Origin of the sequence: Alishewanella maricola (assembly GCF_016343785.1) — a bacterium.
GTDB lineage: Bacteria > Pseudomonadota > Gammaproteobacteria > Enterobacterales > Alteromonadaceae > Alishewanella > Alishewanella maricola.
In genome coordinates, this window is the sequence record NZ_JAEINI020000003.1 from 171,776 (window position 1) to 186,477 (window position 14,702).

At 45.3% G+C, this 14,702-nt stretch carries 16 protein-coding genes; 3 read left to right on the forward strand and 13 right to left on the reverse strand.

Annotated elements, in window-relative coordinates:
* Positions 1-12: 12 nt before the first annotated feature.
* Together JAO78_RS06305 and JAO78_RS06310 are read right to left on the reverse strand one after the other, a co-directional pair.
* The gene (locus JAO78_RS06305) at positions 13-2,853 is read right to left on the reverse strand and encodes a M16 family metallopeptidase (RefSeq protein WP_226750516.1); all 2,841 of its coding nucleotides are present in this window, start codon (positions 2,851-2,853) and stop codon (positions 13-15) included.
* 313 nt (positions 2,854-3,166) lie between these two features.
* Positions 3,167-3,616, reverse strand: coding sequence for a MarR family winged helix-turn-helix transcriptional regulator (locus tag JAO78_RS06310; protein ID WP_226750517.1), 450 nt, complete (start codon positions 3,614-3,616; stop codon positions 3,167-3,169).
* 161 nt (positions 3,617-3,777) lie between these two features.
* Between JAO78_RS06310 and JAO78_RS06315 the strand changes: the two genes are divergently transcribed.
* On the forward strand, positions 3,778-4,194 hold the full coding sequence (locus JAO78_RS06315) for an organic hydroperoxide resistance protein (RefSeq protein ID WP_226750518.1): 417 nt from the start codon (positions 3,778-3,780) through the stop codon (positions 4,192-4,194).
* A gap of 51 nt (positions 4,195-4,245) precedes the next feature.
* On the opposite strand, the gene yjjX is transcribed toward JAO78_RS06315, so the two are convergent.
* From yjjX to ilvG, 6 genes are all read right to left on the reverse strand, one after another.
* Entirely contained in the window at positions 4,246-4,758 is a 513-nt protein-coding gene (gene yjjX / locus JAO78_RS06320) for an inosine/xanthosine triphosphatase (protein ID WP_226750519.1), read from the reverse strand.
* Positions 4,759-4,975: 217 nt separating this feature from the next.
* Entirely contained in the window at positions 4,976-5,161 is a 186-nt protein-coding gene (locus tag JAO78_RS06325) for a ribosome alternative rescue factor ArfA (RefSeq protein WP_226750520.1), read from the reverse strand.
* A 113-nt stretch (positions 5,162-5,274) separates the two neighbouring features.
* On the reverse strand, positions 5,275-6,846 hold the full coding sequence (ilvA, locus tag JAO78_RS06330) for a threonine ammonia-lyase, biosynthetic (RefSeq protein ID WP_226750521.1): 1,572 nt from the start codon (positions 6,844-6,846) through the stop codon (positions 5,275-5,277).
* Between the two features lie 396 nt (positions 6,847-7,242).
* A complete protein-coding gene (ilvD, locus tag JAO78_RS06335) occupies positions 7,243-9,093 on the reverse strand; it encodes a dihydroxy-acid dehydratase (protein WP_226750522.1) in 1,851 nt (616 codons plus the stop codon).
* Positions 9,094-9,117: 24 nt separating this feature from the next.
* Positions 9,118-9,372 (reverse strand): acetolactate synthase 2 small subunit, encoded by a 255-nt coding sequence (ilvM, locus tag JAO78_RS06340; protein ID WP_226750523.1) that lies wholly within the window; start codon positions 9,370-9,372, stop codon positions 9,118-9,120.
* Positions 9,372-11,018, reverse strand: a complete 1,647-nt coding sequence (ilvG, locus tag JAO78_RS06345; protein WP_226750524.1) for an acetolactate synthase 2 catalytic subunit — start codon at positions 11,016-11,018, stop codon at positions 9,372-9,374. Before ilvG ends, ilvM begins: the two co-directional genes overlap by 1 nt.
* A 436-nt stretch (positions 11,019-11,454) precedes the next feature.
* Between ilvG and JAO78_RS06350 the strand changes: the two genes are divergently transcribed.
* A complete protein-coding gene (locus JAO78_RS06350; protein ID WP_226750525.1) occupies positions 11,455-11,592 on the forward strand; it encodes a hypothetical protein in 138 nt (45 codons plus the stop codon).
* A 60-nt stretch (positions 11,593-11,652) separates the two neighbouring features.
* Positions 11,653-11,895, forward strand: a complete 243-nt coding sequence (locus tag JAO78_RS06355; RefSeq protein WP_226750526.1) for a DUF1289 domain-containing protein — start codon at positions 11,653-11,655, stop codon at positions 11,893-11,895.
* Between the two features lie 27 nt (positions 11,896-11,922).
* Here the strand turns inward: JAO78_RS06355 and JAO78_RS06360 are convergent, their stop codons facing one another.
* From JAO78_RS06360 to JAO78_RS06380, 5 genes are all read right to left on the reverse strand, one after another.
* Positions 11,923-12,165: a GlsB/YeaQ/YmgE family stress response membrane protein gene (locus JAO78_RS06360; RefSeq protein WP_226750527.1), complete on the reverse strand. Its 243-nt coding sequence runs from the start codon at positions 12,163-12,165 to the stop codon at positions 11,923-11,925.
* Between the two features lie 114 nt (positions 12,166-12,279).
* Complete coding sequence (locus JAO78_RS06365) at positions 12,280-12,954, reverse strand: GNA1162 family protein (protein WP_226750528.1); 675 nt, start codon at positions 12,952-12,954, stop codon at positions 12,280-12,282.
* Positions 12,951-13,316 (reverse strand): DUF4810 domain-containing protein, encoded by a 366-nt coding sequence (locus tag JAO78_RS06370; protein WP_226750529.1) that lies wholly within the window; start codon positions 13,314-13,316, stop codon positions 12,951-12,953. Before JAO78_RS06370 ends, JAO78_RS06365 begins: the two co-directional genes overlap by 4 nt.
* Positions 13,313-13,630, reverse strand: coding sequence for a hypothetical protein (locus JAO78_RS06375; RefSeq protein WP_226750530.1), 318 nt, complete (start codon positions 13,628-13,630; stop codon positions 13,313-13,315). Before JAO78_RS06375 ends, JAO78_RS06370 begins: the two co-directional genes overlap by 4 nt.
* Position 13,631: 1 nt before the next feature.
* Positions 13,632-14,579 (reverse strand): CsgG/HfaB family protein, encoded by a 948-nt coding sequence (locus JAO78_RS06380; RefSeq protein ID WP_226750531.1) that lies wholly within the window; start codon positions 14,577-14,579, stop codon positions 13,632-13,634.
* Positions 14,580-14,702: the final 123 nt, after the last annotated feature.

Sequence of the window (14,702 nt, forward strand, 5' to 3'; positions counted from 1 at the left end):
TACTGATGCGGCTTATAGCTTCATGTCGATAATCGGCAATTGCAATTTTTCTAACTCAGGCTTGAGCTTATCTGCTTCACCCACTACCACAATCACCATCTCTTCTGGTGATAAATAACGGCTGGCTAACGCATTTAGTTGCGCTTGCGTGCTTTGCTGTAAGATCTGATTACGCTGCTGAGTAAACTCCGCACCGACGTTAAATTCTAACATCTGCGCCATAAAACCTAACTTGGCATTCGGTGTTTCATAACGTAACGCTTCAGATTGGTTTACCGCACTGCGCATAAAGGCTAACTCTTCAGCAGTAATACCCTTTTGTTGGTAATTGTTAAGCTCTTTTAAGAACTCTTCAATCGACTCACGCGTGACATCAGCCCGCACTGCGGCACTGGCCGAAAACATGCCGACTTGTTTATCACCACCAAAACCACTGCGCGCGCCATAGGTATAGCCTTTATCTTCACGTAAGTTAAGGTTGATACGGCTGTTAAAGTTGCCACCTAAGGTAAAGTTCATCAAACCCGCTTGATAGAACTCACCGGTCAGATCACGCGGCATAGCACGGCGCACAATACGGATCTCGGATTGTGGTGATTGGTCTTTATGCACTAAGTAAATCGCGCCTGTCTGTACCTTAGGTGCAGGCAGTGCCAAGTTTAACTCAGGTGCTTTACCTTGCCACTGTGGTGCCATATTCGCTAACAACGGCAGTAGTTCGGCTTGAGGTAAATCCGATACCGCCACTAACTGCGCGCCAGCAGGTTTAACAAAGGTTTGATAGAAACTATTAATCTGCTCTAAGGTCATCGTCGCTAAGGTTTGTTCGTTACCCATGCTTGGCTGACCGGCAATGGTGTCACCGAACATCAACTGGCTTACCGCTCGCTCGGCCAAGTAACTGGCATTTTTCTGTGCTTGCGCCAGTGATTGTAAACGTTGTTGTTTTAAACGATTAAAGTCTTCAGCTGAAAAAGCTGGGTTTAATAGTTTTTCCTGCACTAACTGCAAAGTTTGCGGTAAGTTACTGGTTAAACTGCTGACAAACACATTTAAATCGCGGTCATCGGCACTGATTGACACCGAACTGCCGAGTAATTCCAGCGCCATGCTCATTTGCTCGGTGCTGTAATTTTTAGTGCTCTCGTTCAGTAAGGACGCCATCATCGAGGCGACACCCGCTTGTTCTACGCTGTTAGCATAGCTACCGGCTGGGATCCGCAACAATAACGACGTAGTCGGTGTTTCTTCGCTAATTGACGCCAATACTTTGATGCCATTGGCTAACTCGCTGGTCCATGTAGCAGGTAAGGTGATCGCAGGGTTAGCACCGGCTTTAGGTACGGCTGTACGATCAAAGGTATGACTCGCTACACGTGTCGGTAAACTCTCAGACGCTGTGGCTTCAGCAGGGTCGAAAGTGCGCGGTGTGAAGTTATCTGGCGCTGCAATCATATCGGCCTTACCACGTGGCACCACACTACTAATCACTGCAGGTTTATTCTGCACATATTGCTGATATACCCGCATAACATCTTCTGCGGTGACTTCAGCATATGCTGCTAACAAGGTTGCAATACGGTCAGGATCACCGTAAAAGGTTTCATTGTAAGCCAACTGGCTCACTTTACCGGCCACGCTTTGTAAACCAAAAATGCTGCGCGCTTCCACTCGCGCTTTTGCCCGAGCTAAATCTTCAGGTTTAACGCCGCGCTCAGCCACTTGTTGCAAATTTTGCCGTAACAGTTGCTCTAACTCAGCTAAGTTTTTACCTGACGCTGGGTGAGGTAATGCTGTTAGGTTAAAGGTACAGGCTAATTCTTGACAGCGATGGCCTGCACCGGCTTGCACCGCAATTTGTGGCCGTACTAAGCTTTGATATAACAAAGAGTTGTTACCGCTTCCTAGAATATCACCTAAGATATTCAGCGCAGGTTCGTCTGGATGACCGGCATATACCGTCGGGAATGTCATGCTAAGTAACGGCAAGTGCACGTTATCTTCCATCGAGATATAGCGATCGGCGGTTAATACTGCTGGGGCTTTTGCCATCTTTTCAACAGCAGGGCCTGCAGGAATAGTAGCAAAATACTTTTGCACTAAGGGTAGTACATCTTCCGCTTTTACCGCACCACCGATAGTCAGAGTGGCATTATTCGGGCCATACCAACGTAAGAAGAAATCTTTTAACGCCGGCATATTGGCGCGATTTAAGTCATCCATATGGCCAATAACCGGCCAAGAGTACGGGTGACCATAAGGATACAGTGCTTGCGATAACTGCTCCCAATAACGGCCATAAGGCTGGTTATCTACCCGCTGCCCGCGCTCGTTTTTTACTGTCGATAATTGAATATCAAACTTTTCTTGCGTCACCGCATCCAGAAAATACCCCATGCGATCCGATTCTAACCACAGCATTTTTTCTAACTGGTTAACCGGTACCGTTTGGAAATAATTGGTGCGATCGCTGTTCGTGGTGCCGTTTAGCGTACCGCCAGCTTCAGTAACATATTTAAAATGCATTTCCGGGCCAACGTTTTCTGAGCCCTGAAACATCATATGTTCAAAAAAGTGCGCAAAACCTGACTTACCTAACTCTTCACGCGCCGAACCAACATGGTAAGTTACATCAACATGCACCAATGGATCAGACTGATCTTCATGCACAATAACCGTTAAGCCATTGGCTAATTGGTATTTTTTATAGGGTAAATTTAATTCACCCGCTTGCTGTTGGCCTTCGGCCACTAGGGTAACACCCTCAGGTAAAGATTTAACCGATGTGGTGTTAGTACAGCCAGCTACACCGAGGGCAACCAGTAAGGCGAGACTTAAAGTAGATAATTTCAAAGCAGGCTCCGCTAATAAAAAAGGATTTACGCCTAGATTAAAACAGCTGTAGCCATTAATGAAAACCTTACAGATGTAACAAAATATAACACGCCAGCACCACCGGCCTTAACAAATACCACCGTAACCAGTTGGTTTAAATCAATAAATTATTTAACCGCGCGTTGAAATGCATTTTACACCCTGATAGCGCTCGACCAAGACCCTAAAAATTACGTTAGTTAACGTTAAGCGCGCCAGGCAAACACGATGAGGGCGCAGCGTCATCACGCTCTAGCGAGCGGCTCACTCAACCAAACCGACTTTATTCAGCCTACTTACGGCACTGCTCAAGCTGTTGAATTTGCAGTTGCAAAGCACGCGCCTGTTCACGCAGTAACACCAATTCATCATCGGATAAGGCAACCTGACAACGTAAAGCCGGCATCACATTGACCACTTGTTGCTCTAATGCTCGACCAAAAGGCGTGAGCACCACTTTTTTTGCGCGCTCATCAGCGGGATCGCTTTGCCGCTGCAAAATGGCTTTTTGCTCTAACTTTTTAACCAGTGGCGTTAAAGTGCCCGAATCAAATAACGTCTGCTGCCCTAGTTGCCCCAAACTAATATTGTCTTGCTGCCATAAGGCGAGTAACACCACATACTGCGGGTAGGTCAAATCAAACGGCTGCAATAAGGGCCGATACAAACGCATCATGGCGTTATTGGCGCTGTATAACGCAAAACACACTTGCTGCGCTAAAGGTAAGGTTTTCTCTGTCATACCGCTGGTCTCATTTCGCCTTGCATGCTGCCTAGTATACGCTGAATCTCAGCCGCATAAAAATATTTCACGCAATTATATTGCGCACAAGATAAATTGACGTTAGTATCTGTCCGTCCGGTGCTTAATCCGGTTTACTTACTCACCAATTGGAGCGACACATGGAAATATTATATAAAGCCGTTGTTACCGCAACCGGTGGCCGTGATGGTCAAGTTAACTCAGATGATAATTTATTGAGCAGCAAATTATCTGCGCCAAAAGCCTTGGGGGGTAAAGGTGATGCAACTAACCCTGAGCAATTATTTGCCGCCGGTTATGCCGCCTGTTTTATTGGCGCTTTAAAATTTGTTGCTGGCCAGCAAAAACTTGCCTTACCTGCAGACAGCACCATTCGTGGCGAAGTAGGCATTGGTAAAATCGAAGGAGGTTTTGGTTTAGATGTTGATTTATTTATTAACTTACCGGGTTTAGCCGCAGACCAAGCCGAGCAGTTAGTCGCCGCAGCGCACCAAGTTTGCCCATACTCAAACGCTACTCGCGGTAATATTGAAGTACGCTTACACACTAGCGTTTAATAAAAAGCGTGCCGCTGCCACGGCACGTTTTTCCAAGTGGATCCTGTTTTCTTAAAACCACTCGGTATTAAGAAACGGGATCAGCGCTAGTGTTAAGGCTTGTTGATAGACTTGGCTGCGACTTAATCGGTTTTGGGTTAATAAGCCAATTGCGCCACCCGCTTGTTTGATGTTTTGCGTACCAAATAAGGTATCCATTGCATCACCCAGCTCTAGCCCTTGCTCTATTTCGGCAAGTGCCGCCTTGGGTAACATTAAACTCGCAGAACGTGCCTTACCCACCTTGCCATTATGCTCAATTAACATCCACGCAAAGGTTAAATCGCCATCTAACCCAGCTTCAATCGACACATAGTAATCAGCAGCGATGGCTTGTTTTAAGGCCGTTAAACGGTTTTTAGCGCCGGCATAGGTTTCTTCACTGCTCATCGGCTGATCGGGTACACCCGATGGCACATTAAGCCCTGTTACTGTCAGTGCTTGTTCTGGAAAGTTAGCATTAAAACATTGCTGTACCGCATTAATTTTCGCCGGATTCGCCGACGCGACTGCTATGCTCCACATGTATTCTACTCTTCGTTTCATCAGAGGCTTAGCCTAACGCGAGCCACGCCGACTTGTAAACACAACGCCACCCTACCGACTAACGACGGGCTTAATACTTTACGTAAAAGCGTTAATAAAAGAGGGCGCTAGGCCAGATACAACAGGGTTAATGCTCAGAAAAGTTAAATAAAGCAGAAGTACTCACAGAAGATAAGTAGGCGGCGATGCAAAGCAATCAGTGCGAGGCGTTAGAAACAACAAGGGCGTAATCTTGTGAATTACGCCCTTTGCGGTTGTAGGAACCTTTGCCCTTTTTCGCCTTAACCACCCTAGTTTGAAACAACTTACTGGTCACTAAAGCTTTTAACGCATTATCACGGATCTCTCCGCGACCATGCTCGCTTGTCGCTGATTTACTCATAGTGGTACTCTCCTTTAAAAACCAACAAGAAAAACGTCCAAAGTGTCACTGCAGGCTTAGGCAGCAACCCAAGCTGTAAGTTCCCTACTATTCAACTCAAGCAAGAACCGCCACTATTCGCCTGCGGTTAAGAAAGTTTGATAACTCTGATTGTTGCTAACCAATTGATACTGATAACCCAGCTTATCTAAGTAACTGGCAATATCGCTATGCTCAGCCACTTCAAAACCGGCCAACACATCCCCCGTGGCGGCACCATGGTTACGATAATGGAATAAGCTGATATTCCAATCTTCGCCTAATGTGTTAAGAAAATTCATCAATGCGCCAGGATATTCAGGGAAGTTAAACTGATACACCTGCTCGGTAATGGCTCGTGGCGGCATACCGCCGACCATATGCCGTACATGCAGCTTGGCCAGCTCGTCATCAGAAAGATCTAAGTATTGATAACCGGCATCACTGAGTAATGTTTTTACGGTGGCTAGCTCTTGCTCACCGTGCCGCAGCTTGATGCCAACAAAGATATGCGCTTTACGATCACTGGCATAGCGGTAATTAAATTCGGTAATGGCTCGGCCGCCGAGAGTTTGGCAAAAGCGCCGAAAGCTGCCTTTTTCTTCTGGTATCGTCACGGCAAATACCGCTTCTTTTTTCTCACCAAGTTCACAGCGCTCAGATACATAGCGCAAAGTATCAAAATTTAAGTTAGCGCCACTGAGTACCGCTGCATAATGCTGGGGTTTTTCCAGCGTACTATTACTTAAACGTTGGCTGTATTTTTTCAGCCCGGCCAAAGCTAAAGCGCCAGCCGGTTCCGCCACCGCGCGTAAATCATCAAAAATATCTTTAATGGCCGCACACATTTCGTCACTGGTTACGGTGATCACTTCATCACAAAAGCGTTTAGCGACATTAAAGTTTTCCGTACCAATACGCTTTACGGCCACACCATCTGCGAATAAACCTACTCGCGCCAAAGTCACCGGCTCACCCGCGATCATAGCTGCTTTTAAGCACGCCGCATCTTCAGGCTCAACACCGATCACTTTAATATGTGGCTGAATAGCTTTGATATACACCGCCATCCCCGCCATCAAACCACCACCACCCACGGGAATAAACACGGCATTCAATTGATTATTTTGGCTTAATAACTCTTTTGCTACCGTACCCTGCCCAGCTATAACATCGGCATCATCAAACGGCGGAATATAAATAGCGCCTTCGTCTCTGGCTTTAGCAATCGCAAAACTGTTAGCTTCATCAAAGGCCGTGCCGTGCAGCACCACATTACCGCCCAAGGCTTTGACCGCCGCCACTTTGATTTCAGGCGTGGTAATTGGCATAACAATAGTGGCTTTTAAGCCGAGTTTACTGGCCGATAACGCCACACCCTGTGCGTGATTTCCGGCAGAGGCGCAGATCACGGCAGCAGTAGGATGCTGTTGTTTTACTTTATGTAGCTTATGAAAAGCCCCACGCACTTTAAAAGAGTAAACCGGCTGTTTATCTTCGCGCTTTAATAATACCTGATGCCCCAAGCGTTTACTGAGCTTGGCCATGTCATCTAACGGAGTTTCAACCGCAGCTTGATAAACCGGCGATAACAAAATCTCCCGCAGATACTGTTGCATCACTTCGGCATCCGTTTGCTCGGGGTGGACTGTTGCCAGATTATTCATTGTGACTCCATTGCTCTTACTATTTATATTATTAAACCAACCATCTGCGCAGCTAACACAACTGCACGTCACTAAACCCACCTTGCAGCCAGCTAATCAGCTAACGTTACACACCCACGCGCCCCACTAAACGTGCAGCTCGCTAAACGCTAATCAGGGCATCTCCAACACGGATGCTAGAGAGGAACCTACAAGGACCTATTCACAGCGTCCTTGCAAATGGTTAACTTGCGAAACTGCAAAACCAACCAGGTAGCTAGTAAATCACTAAGCAAGGCGTCTCCAGCATGGATGCTGGAGAGGAGCCTACAAGGACGTATCCACGGCGTCCTTGCGTGTGATTAACTAGCAAAACTGCACCTCATTGCACCACTTAATTACAATAGCCTTACTTAATTAATCTTCCAGCTTAGAAACATCGCGCACGGCGCCCTTATCGGCACTGCTTGCTAATAGCGCATAGGCTTTTAAGGCACTGCTTACCACACGCTGCCGATTTTCCGGCTTCCACGCCAGCTTACCTTTTGCCTGCATAGCCGCACGGCGCTCAGCCAACACCTGATCACTCACTGCAATACCAATTTTACGGTTAGGAATATCAATCTCCACCCGATCGCCTTCCTCAACCAGGGCAATCACCCCACCACTGGCCGCTTCTGGCGACACATGACCAATAGATAAACCCGAGGTACCGCCAGAGAAACGACCATCCGTAATCAAAGCACAGGCTTTACCTAAGCCCATCGATTTTAAATAACTGGTCGGATACAACATTTCTTGCATACCCGGGCCACCTTTCGGGCCTTCGTAGCGAATAATCACCGCATCACCGGCCACCACTTTGCCACCCAGAATGGCGGCAACCGCATCATCTTGGCTTTCAAAGATCCGAGCACGGCCAGTAAACACTAAGTTTTCTTTCTCTACGCCGGCGGTTTTAACGATACAACCATTAGGCGCTAAGTTGCCAAACAACACTGCTAAGCCGCCGTCTTGCGAGTAAGCATGCTCTTTACTGCGAATACAGCCATCAACCCGATCATCATCTAAACTGGGGTAACGGCAACTTTGCGAAAAGGCTTTAGTCGTGCGAATACCGGCTGGGCCGGCTAAATACATTTGTTTCGCTTCCGCATGCGCGGTAGAAGCAATATCCCACTGCGCTAATACATCGGCTAAATCTTTACCCGCCACATGCGGTACATTCGGATTAAGTAAACCGGCACGATTTAACTCTGCCAAAATAGCAATAACCCCACCGGCACGATGCACATCTTCCATATGGTATTTTTGAGTAGAAGGTGCCACCTTACAAAGGTGTGGCACGATGCGAGACAAACGATCAATATCCGCCATGCCAAAATCTACTTCGGCTTCAATGGCCGCAGCTAATAAATGCAAAACAGTATTGGTAGAACCGCCCATAGCTATATCCAGCATCATGGCGTTTTCAAAAGCCGATTTATTGGCGATATTACGCGGTAAAGCACTGGCATCATCTTGTTTATACCAGCGATTACACAATTCCATAATCCGGAAACCGGCTTGCACAAATAATTCTTTACGATCAGCGTGCGTAGCTAATAACGAACCATTACCCGGCTGACCTAAGCCTAAAGCTTCTACCAAGCAATTCATTGAATTCGCGGTAAACATACCCGAACAACTGCCACAGGTTGGGCAGGCACTGCGTTCAATTTCAGCGCTATCACTGTCGCTGACGTTGGGATCGGCCGCAGAGACCATGGCATCCACTAAATCCAATTTGATAATTTGATCAGATAACTTGGTTTTACCGGCTTCCATCGGCCCGCCAGACACAAAGATCACTGGAATATTTAAGCGCATGGCGGCCATTAACATGCCGGGCGTAATTTTATCGCAGTTCGAAATACACACCATGGCATCGGCACAGTGCGCGTTAATCATGTATTCAACAGAATCGGCGATTAGCTCACGCGAGGGTAAGCTGTACAACATGCCACCATGACCCATGGCAATACCGTCATCCACCGCTATGGTATTGAATTCTTTGGCAATACCGCCCGATTCTTCAATGCTGCTGGCAACCAATTTACCTAAATCGCGTAAATGCACATGGCCTGGTACAAATTCGACAAAAGAGTTCACTACCGCGACGATGGGCTTACCAAAATCGGTGTCTTTCACACCTGTTGCGCGCCATAATGCTCTGGCGCCAGCCATATTACGTCCTTCGGTAACGGTTGCAGATCTTAACTTTGGCATTGTTATCTTTCCTAAAAATAAACGTTAGGCGCGAAGCGCGGCGACAGCAGCAGACGCTAATTCCAACTGCTGCACATCATAAAGTTTAACTAATTGACTGGTGAGTAAAGCGATAGGCTTATCACTTTGTACTTGTAAGGTAATGCGCATACCTGCGCGATCGGTCAGCGGTTTTAATTCTAAACCTGCCAATTTGTAACCACGATAACGGGTAACCTGCAATAAGCGCTCAACAACCGTTGCCTCATTGCTGGTGGTGATAGTTAGGGTATGTTGCATTAGTTAGTCTCCGTCATCATATCTTGGTTAGCGGCACCTGGCGGAACTAATGGCCAGACATTCTCTGTTTCATCAATGCGTACGTGCAGTAAATAAGGACCTGGCCAGGTGAACATTGCCTCTAGCGCATCGGCGACTTCGTCTTTGCGGGTGATCGTATGGCCAGGGATAGCAAATGCAGCGGCTAAAGCGACAAAGTCAGGGTTATCGGATAAGTCGGTTTCGCTATAACGCTCATTAAAAAACAATTGCTGCCATTGCTTAACCATGCCCAAGCGCTGATTATCGATTAAGACAATTTTCACCGGTAAACGAAAACGCTTAATGGTGCCCAGCTCTTGCACATTCATCATAAAAGAGCCGTCGCCACTGACTGCTAAAACCGTATCTTGTGGTCGTGCTAACTTGGCACCTATGGCGGCCGGCAAACCAAAACCCATAGTCCCTAAACCACCACTGGAAAGATGATTGCGCGGGCTGTTAAAGCGCATATGTTGCGCCACCCACATTTGGTGCTGGCCTACATCACAACACACCACGCTGTTATCGGGCATGCGCTCGCTTAACTGTTTTAACAGCAAGGGCGCATAGATTTTTTCGCCGGGATGATCATAACGCCAGCCATGCTGCTGCTTTAATTGTTGGCAGTGAGCCAACCACGCATCGCACTGTGTCGGCGTAGTGATCGCCGGTAAGATTTGCTTCATATCACCCAGCAAGGCGCAATCGGCAAAACGTACTTTGTTAATTTCTGCCGGATCGATATCTAAATGGATCACTTTGGCATCGGGCGCAAATTTTTGTAAGTTGCCGGTTACACGGTCATCAAAACGTGCGCCTAAACACACTAATAAATCGCATTGCTGCACCGCTAAATTGGCCGCTTGCGTACCATGCATGCCCAGCATGCCTAAATAATGCACATTATCGCGCGCCACCGAGCCCATGCCTTTTAGCGTGGTCACGGATGGCATCACGCTTTCTGCTAAAAAGGCCTGTAAATGCGCTAAGGCATCAGCCATATGCACACCCCCGCCGATATAAGCCATAGGCTTGCTTGCGGCACTGATCAATTGACGGGCGGCTGCGGTATTCGCTAAAGAGGTGTTAACACGTTGACTTGGCGGGGTAATCCACTCTGGTTCAGCAACCGGTGCTAATTGCACATCTTTTGGGATATCGACTAGCACAGGGCCTGGCCGACCACTGCGAGCTAAGGTAAAGGCTTGTTGTAAGATCGAAGCCAGCTCGTTGACATTACGCACCATAAAGCTGTGCTTGGTGACACTTAAGCTTAAACCTAACACATCAATTTCCTGAAAGGCATCCGAGCCCATTACGGCTTGTGATACCTGACCGGTGATCGCTACCAAGGGTACAGAATCTAATAACGCATCGGCCAACGACGTGATCAGGTTAGTGGCCCCTGGGCCTGAGGTGGCTAAACATACCCCGACTTTACCAGAGGCGCGCGCATAACCAATCGCTGAAAAAGCGCCGCCTTGCTCATGCCGGCACAGATAATGCTTTACCGTGCTGTGATAGATCGCATCATAAATGGGCATAATAGCGCCGCCCGGGTAACCAAAAATGGTATCAACCCCTTGCTGCTGTAACACCTTTAATACCAACTCTGCGCCATTCATCTGTAACCTCAACCTTTTACTGATCTGGCCGGTGAAATTTTACCCGGCCCTGAAACGACAAAACCCCCGGTCTTTGCAGAGCGGGGGTTTTGCTGGAAATCGATTTGCATCTTATCTTCCGAAAACACCGCCCCCGCGGAGATTAATAATCACCACGCTTACGAGGACAAGAATGTTTAGAATGGAAGCTAAACGCATATTATTTACTCACTAACTCTAATCGGTTAATTGTTGAGGATCAGTTCACCTAATCACAATGTGTCTATTAATAGACGTCTATCTGTCTGGAGTCAACCGATTTCTCTAAAAAAGACACTTTTTGTACAAATAAATTAAAATTTGTACCTTGGCCAGTCTGCTATTAAAGTAGAGGTAATACCACCCATCGTTTCGCTGATGTTTTAAACAGTGCGGCTTTACTGACTTGGAGTTAATAATGAATGCCAATCTCTGGTTTTTCTTAAGTGTTTGTGTGATTTTTGGTGTAGGTTTTTGTATGTTTATTGTTTATTTGCAGCATTTAAAAACCATGAAGCAATTAGAACTAAACGCGACGCAGCACAAAAAAGACTAACGCTATCTAGCTTAATCACGCGCTAGCGACTTAGTTCAAAGCTAACAGGCAAACAAATGTATGGATCAACTTGAGCTGTTTGACATACCGAACCCCTGTATTGGGGTTTGCCAAAGTAATAATAGAGGTTATTGCTTAGGGTGTTTGCGCTCGCGAGACGAACGTTTTAATTGGCCACAAAAACCCGCCAATGAACGATCGCGAATTTTACGGCTGTTAGCGCAGCGGCGTGCCCGGCTAAAAGTGAAAGCGCTAAGTGCCGAGCCAGAGGTTATAGCCGCTGGCTCGTTAGATTTATTTTAAAGTAAATATCATTAGGGCTAAAAAGCCCTAGCTACGTTTGACTAAACTGATTAAATACAATAACACCACCGCCCCTACCGTTGCCGTGATTAACGAACCCACAAAACCAAAGGCTTTTAAGCCCAGCGCACTAAATAAAAAACCACCCAGCATAGAACCGACAATTCCCACCACAATATTACCTAGCAAACCAAAACCGCGGCCTTTCATAATATTGCCCGCTATCCAACCTGCTAAAGCACCTAAAATTAAAAAAGCGATAAAGTTCATAACATTCCCTTTTGACTCGTCTTAATTAAACACTAAGACTAGTCTACTTTGTTGTTTTTTCAAATAAAAAAGCCATGAAGACACTCATGGCTTTTTAAAATGAATTATCAATTATTATTTAGTCTGTGTACTCTGATTTTTATTTACACTTTGCATCGCACCGTCTTTACCATGAGCAACATGATATTTTCCTACAGGCATAGTATTAACTACTGTTGCATTAACAATGTGTGCAATAGGTACATAATCAGTTAAAGCTGTTGTAATTGCAGTAGAAATTATATCTGCTATTAAATTACCGCTATTACCAGAAGTATTATGAACAATCATACTGTTATAGTTCCATAACACCTCTGAGGTTTGCGTTGAAACCAAATCAAACTCTGCTCCAACCGTAACGTTGCCACCAGTTACATAATAATTCGTATCCCATTTATTTATCGTGACGAAAAGTACCGCATCTGCACCAAATAGTTGTTTAAACTTTGATGCATTGACTTCTCGTAGTTGCGCGCCATCAATTATACCCTCTTGATTGAGTAATAAATTGGTCAAAGGTATGGGCATAACATAATAACCCGCTTCGGCTATTGGCTGCGCTATGGTAATTGAGTAAAGATCAGGAGCATCTGCTGCTGTTGAACGGTTGATTGCCGGCACAACTAAAATGGATAATGGTCGCTCAGTATACATTTTAGGAAATGCATCTTGCTTAGTGACCATCGGCGAAGCACAGCCAGTTATCAAGGCAACAAAACCAATAAAAGCTAACTTTACATTTAATTTCATTTGCTTGCTTCCTTAGCCATGTTCATTTGAATGAGTTGAATTAATTTTTCTGACTCGGGAAACAAACGTTTCTCTTCTTCAAAATACTGCATTGCTAAAGTCAGGTTTTTATCTTCAGCTTCTAGCAAAGCTAATTCTGCATAAATCCCTGGAGGTATTTTCTTCTTTTTCGTCGCTGCTAAAGTAACGATATTCATTAGTTCGGCTTTGTGTTTGCTGCGAACTTCATCCGTTGGTGCAGATTTTAATTTATATGCCGTCTGCGAATAACTGCCCCAATAATAGATGCTGTTATTATTAACCGTACATGCACTAAGGCCCACGGCAAGAACTGCAGTTATGATAATTTTTTTAATATTCATGGGATTCTAAGCTCAAAAGTATTGCCGTTAGTGACATAGATTTTTCTATTTACAATAATTTGACCCGAGCGCTCTACGATAACTTGGTGCGTACCGGTAGTAACCGATAATTTGGCAACTTTCTCACCTTTAAGTTTAAACGTTTTCATACTTTCTAAATCTATCCCGTCATCATTATCTAAGCGTAATACCGCCCCAGAAAAATTACCGACTAACTGAAGATAGGCTTTATCATCTACTTGAGTACTGGTTTGAAAGCTACTACTACAGGCGGTTAGTAACAAAACCAAAAGGCTTACTAAAAATATTTTCATCTCAAACTTTTCCTTGTTCTTTAACTATCAGTTTTTGTATTTCTTTATCGGCAAGTGAACCTGAAACCACCTGACAGATTGATAATTCATTATCACCACTGCCTATAAACCCAATTACTTTTAAAGTAGCGACTTCTTCACCTGGAAGAGTAATTAACATACCGGTTTGCGGATTGCGAATTGGTTCACTTAGCACTTCAACTGAAAAAGTATCATTCAACTTGATGCCTTGTGATTTACCACCCGTCATTAAGAAGTTAGAGCCCTGTTGACTCACCAAATAAGCCTGCCAAGGCGCATCTAACAGATTTTCTGTAATGTTACTAACCAACTTAGAAATAGCAGCAGACAAAGCTTTATCATTAATAGCAGTATCATAGGCAGCGCGTTCACCAACACCTAGAACCGTATTGGCTTCAACTCTTGCTTCGCCTGTCGCTTCTTCTGAATAGATAACTTGTCCGGTTCGAGTATTAATAAGCCTGACATTGACCGTAGCCGTTGCCGTTTGCACTAGATTACGACTAAATACACCGACCTCACTATTGGTAGAGCGACCAAACTCAGACACAGAGCCAACAATTAAGTAGTCAGATCCAATATTTTGAACAGTAGTCCCGCTCATGCTCTGCTCTTGCTGAACTTTATCCAAGTCTGAGCGCTCTAGCATAATAAACTTCTGAGTATCAGTTAGCCTTGCAGACAAAATATCGGATGCTTGCTTACCTAATCGATCAGCATTCTGATCTATTAAAAAAGCATTACCCCTTTTAGTTTCATCAGAAAAACGAGCAATCGCAATCACGCGCTTCAAACTCATGTTTTGTTGTTGAGATAAGGTAGCACTGACAACAGGTTTAGTTGTAGTTGGTTGATTAACAACTTCGCGGGTTGCGGAAGTACAAGCAGTAAGCGTTAACAACGCCAAAGGTATGATTATTTTTTGCATATTCCCTCAAATAGGCACAATGATACTGGATACAATTATGCAACCAGCGTCCATGCCGTTATAAAACAATTCAATTAAAAGTAGCGATAGAATATTAGAGGATGTAAATAATTTACACAAGAA

What these genes read in the sequence shown, in the direction of transcription:
- JAO78_RS06360 (WP_226750527.1), bottom strand. Translation starts at nt 12,165, where the DNA reads ATGAACTTTATCGCTTTTTTAATTTTAGGTGCTTTAGCAGGTTGGATA.
- JAO78_RS06350 (WP_226750525.1), top strand. Translation starts at nt 11,455, where the DNA reads ATGAATGCCAATCTCTGGTTTTTCTTAAGTGTTTGTGTGATTTTTGGT.
- ilvD (WP_226750522.1), bottom strand. Translation starts at nt 9,093, where the DNA reads ATGCCAAAGTTAAGATCTGCAACCGTTACCGAAGGACGTAATATGGCT.
- yjjX (WP_226750519.1), bottom strand. Translation starts at nt 4,758, where the DNA reads ATGTGGAGCATAGCAGTCGCGTCGGCGAATCCGGCGAAAATTAATGCG.
- ilvG (WP_226750524.1), bottom strand. Translation starts at nt 11,018, where the DNA reads ATGAATGGCGCAGAGTTGGTATTAAAGGTGTTACAGCAGCAAGGGGTT.
- JAO78_RS06355 (WP_226750526.1), top strand. Translation starts at nt 11,653, where the DNA reads ATGGATCAACTTGAGCTGTTTGACATACCGAACCCCTGTATTGGGGTT.
- JAO78_RS06375 (WP_226750530.1), bottom strand. Translation starts at nt 13,630, where the DNA reads ATGAAAATATTTTTAGTAAGCCTTTTGGTTTTGTTACTAACCGCCTGT.
- JAO78_RS06325 (WP_226750520.1), bottom strand. Translation starts at nt 5,161, where the DNA reads ATGAGTAAATCAGCGACAAGCGAGCATGGTCGCGGAGAGATCCGTGAT.
- JAO78_RS06370 (WP_226750529.1), bottom strand. Translation starts at nt 13,316, where the DNA reads ATGAATATTAAAAAAATTATCATAACTGCAGTTCTTGCCGTGGGCCTT.
- ilvA (WP_226750521.1), bottom strand. Translation starts at nt 6,846, where the DNA reads ATGAATAATCTGGCAACAGTCCACCCCGAGCAAACGGATGCCGAAGTG.
- JAO78_RS06310 (WP_226750517.1), bottom strand. Translation starts at nt 3,616, where the DNA reads ATGACAGAGAAAACCTTACCTTTAGCGCAGCAAGTGTGTTTTGCGTTA.
- ilvM (WP_226750523.1), bottom strand. Translation starts at nt 9,372, where the DNA reads ATGCAACATACCCTAACTATCACCACCAGCAATGAGGCAACGGTTGTT.
- JAO78_RS06365 (WP_226750528.1), bottom strand. Translation starts at nt 12,954, where the DNA reads ATGAAATTAAATGTAAAGTTAGCTTTTATTGGTTTTGTTGCCTTGATA.
- JAO78_RS06380 (WP_226750531.1), bottom strand. Translation starts at nt 14,579, where the DNA reads ATGCAAAAAATAATCATACCTTTGGCGTTGTTAACGCTTACTGCTTGT.
- JAO78_RS06315 (WP_226750518.1), top strand. Translation starts at nt 3,778, where the DNA reads ATGGAAATATTATATAAAGCCGTTGTTACCGCAACCGGTGGCCGTGAT.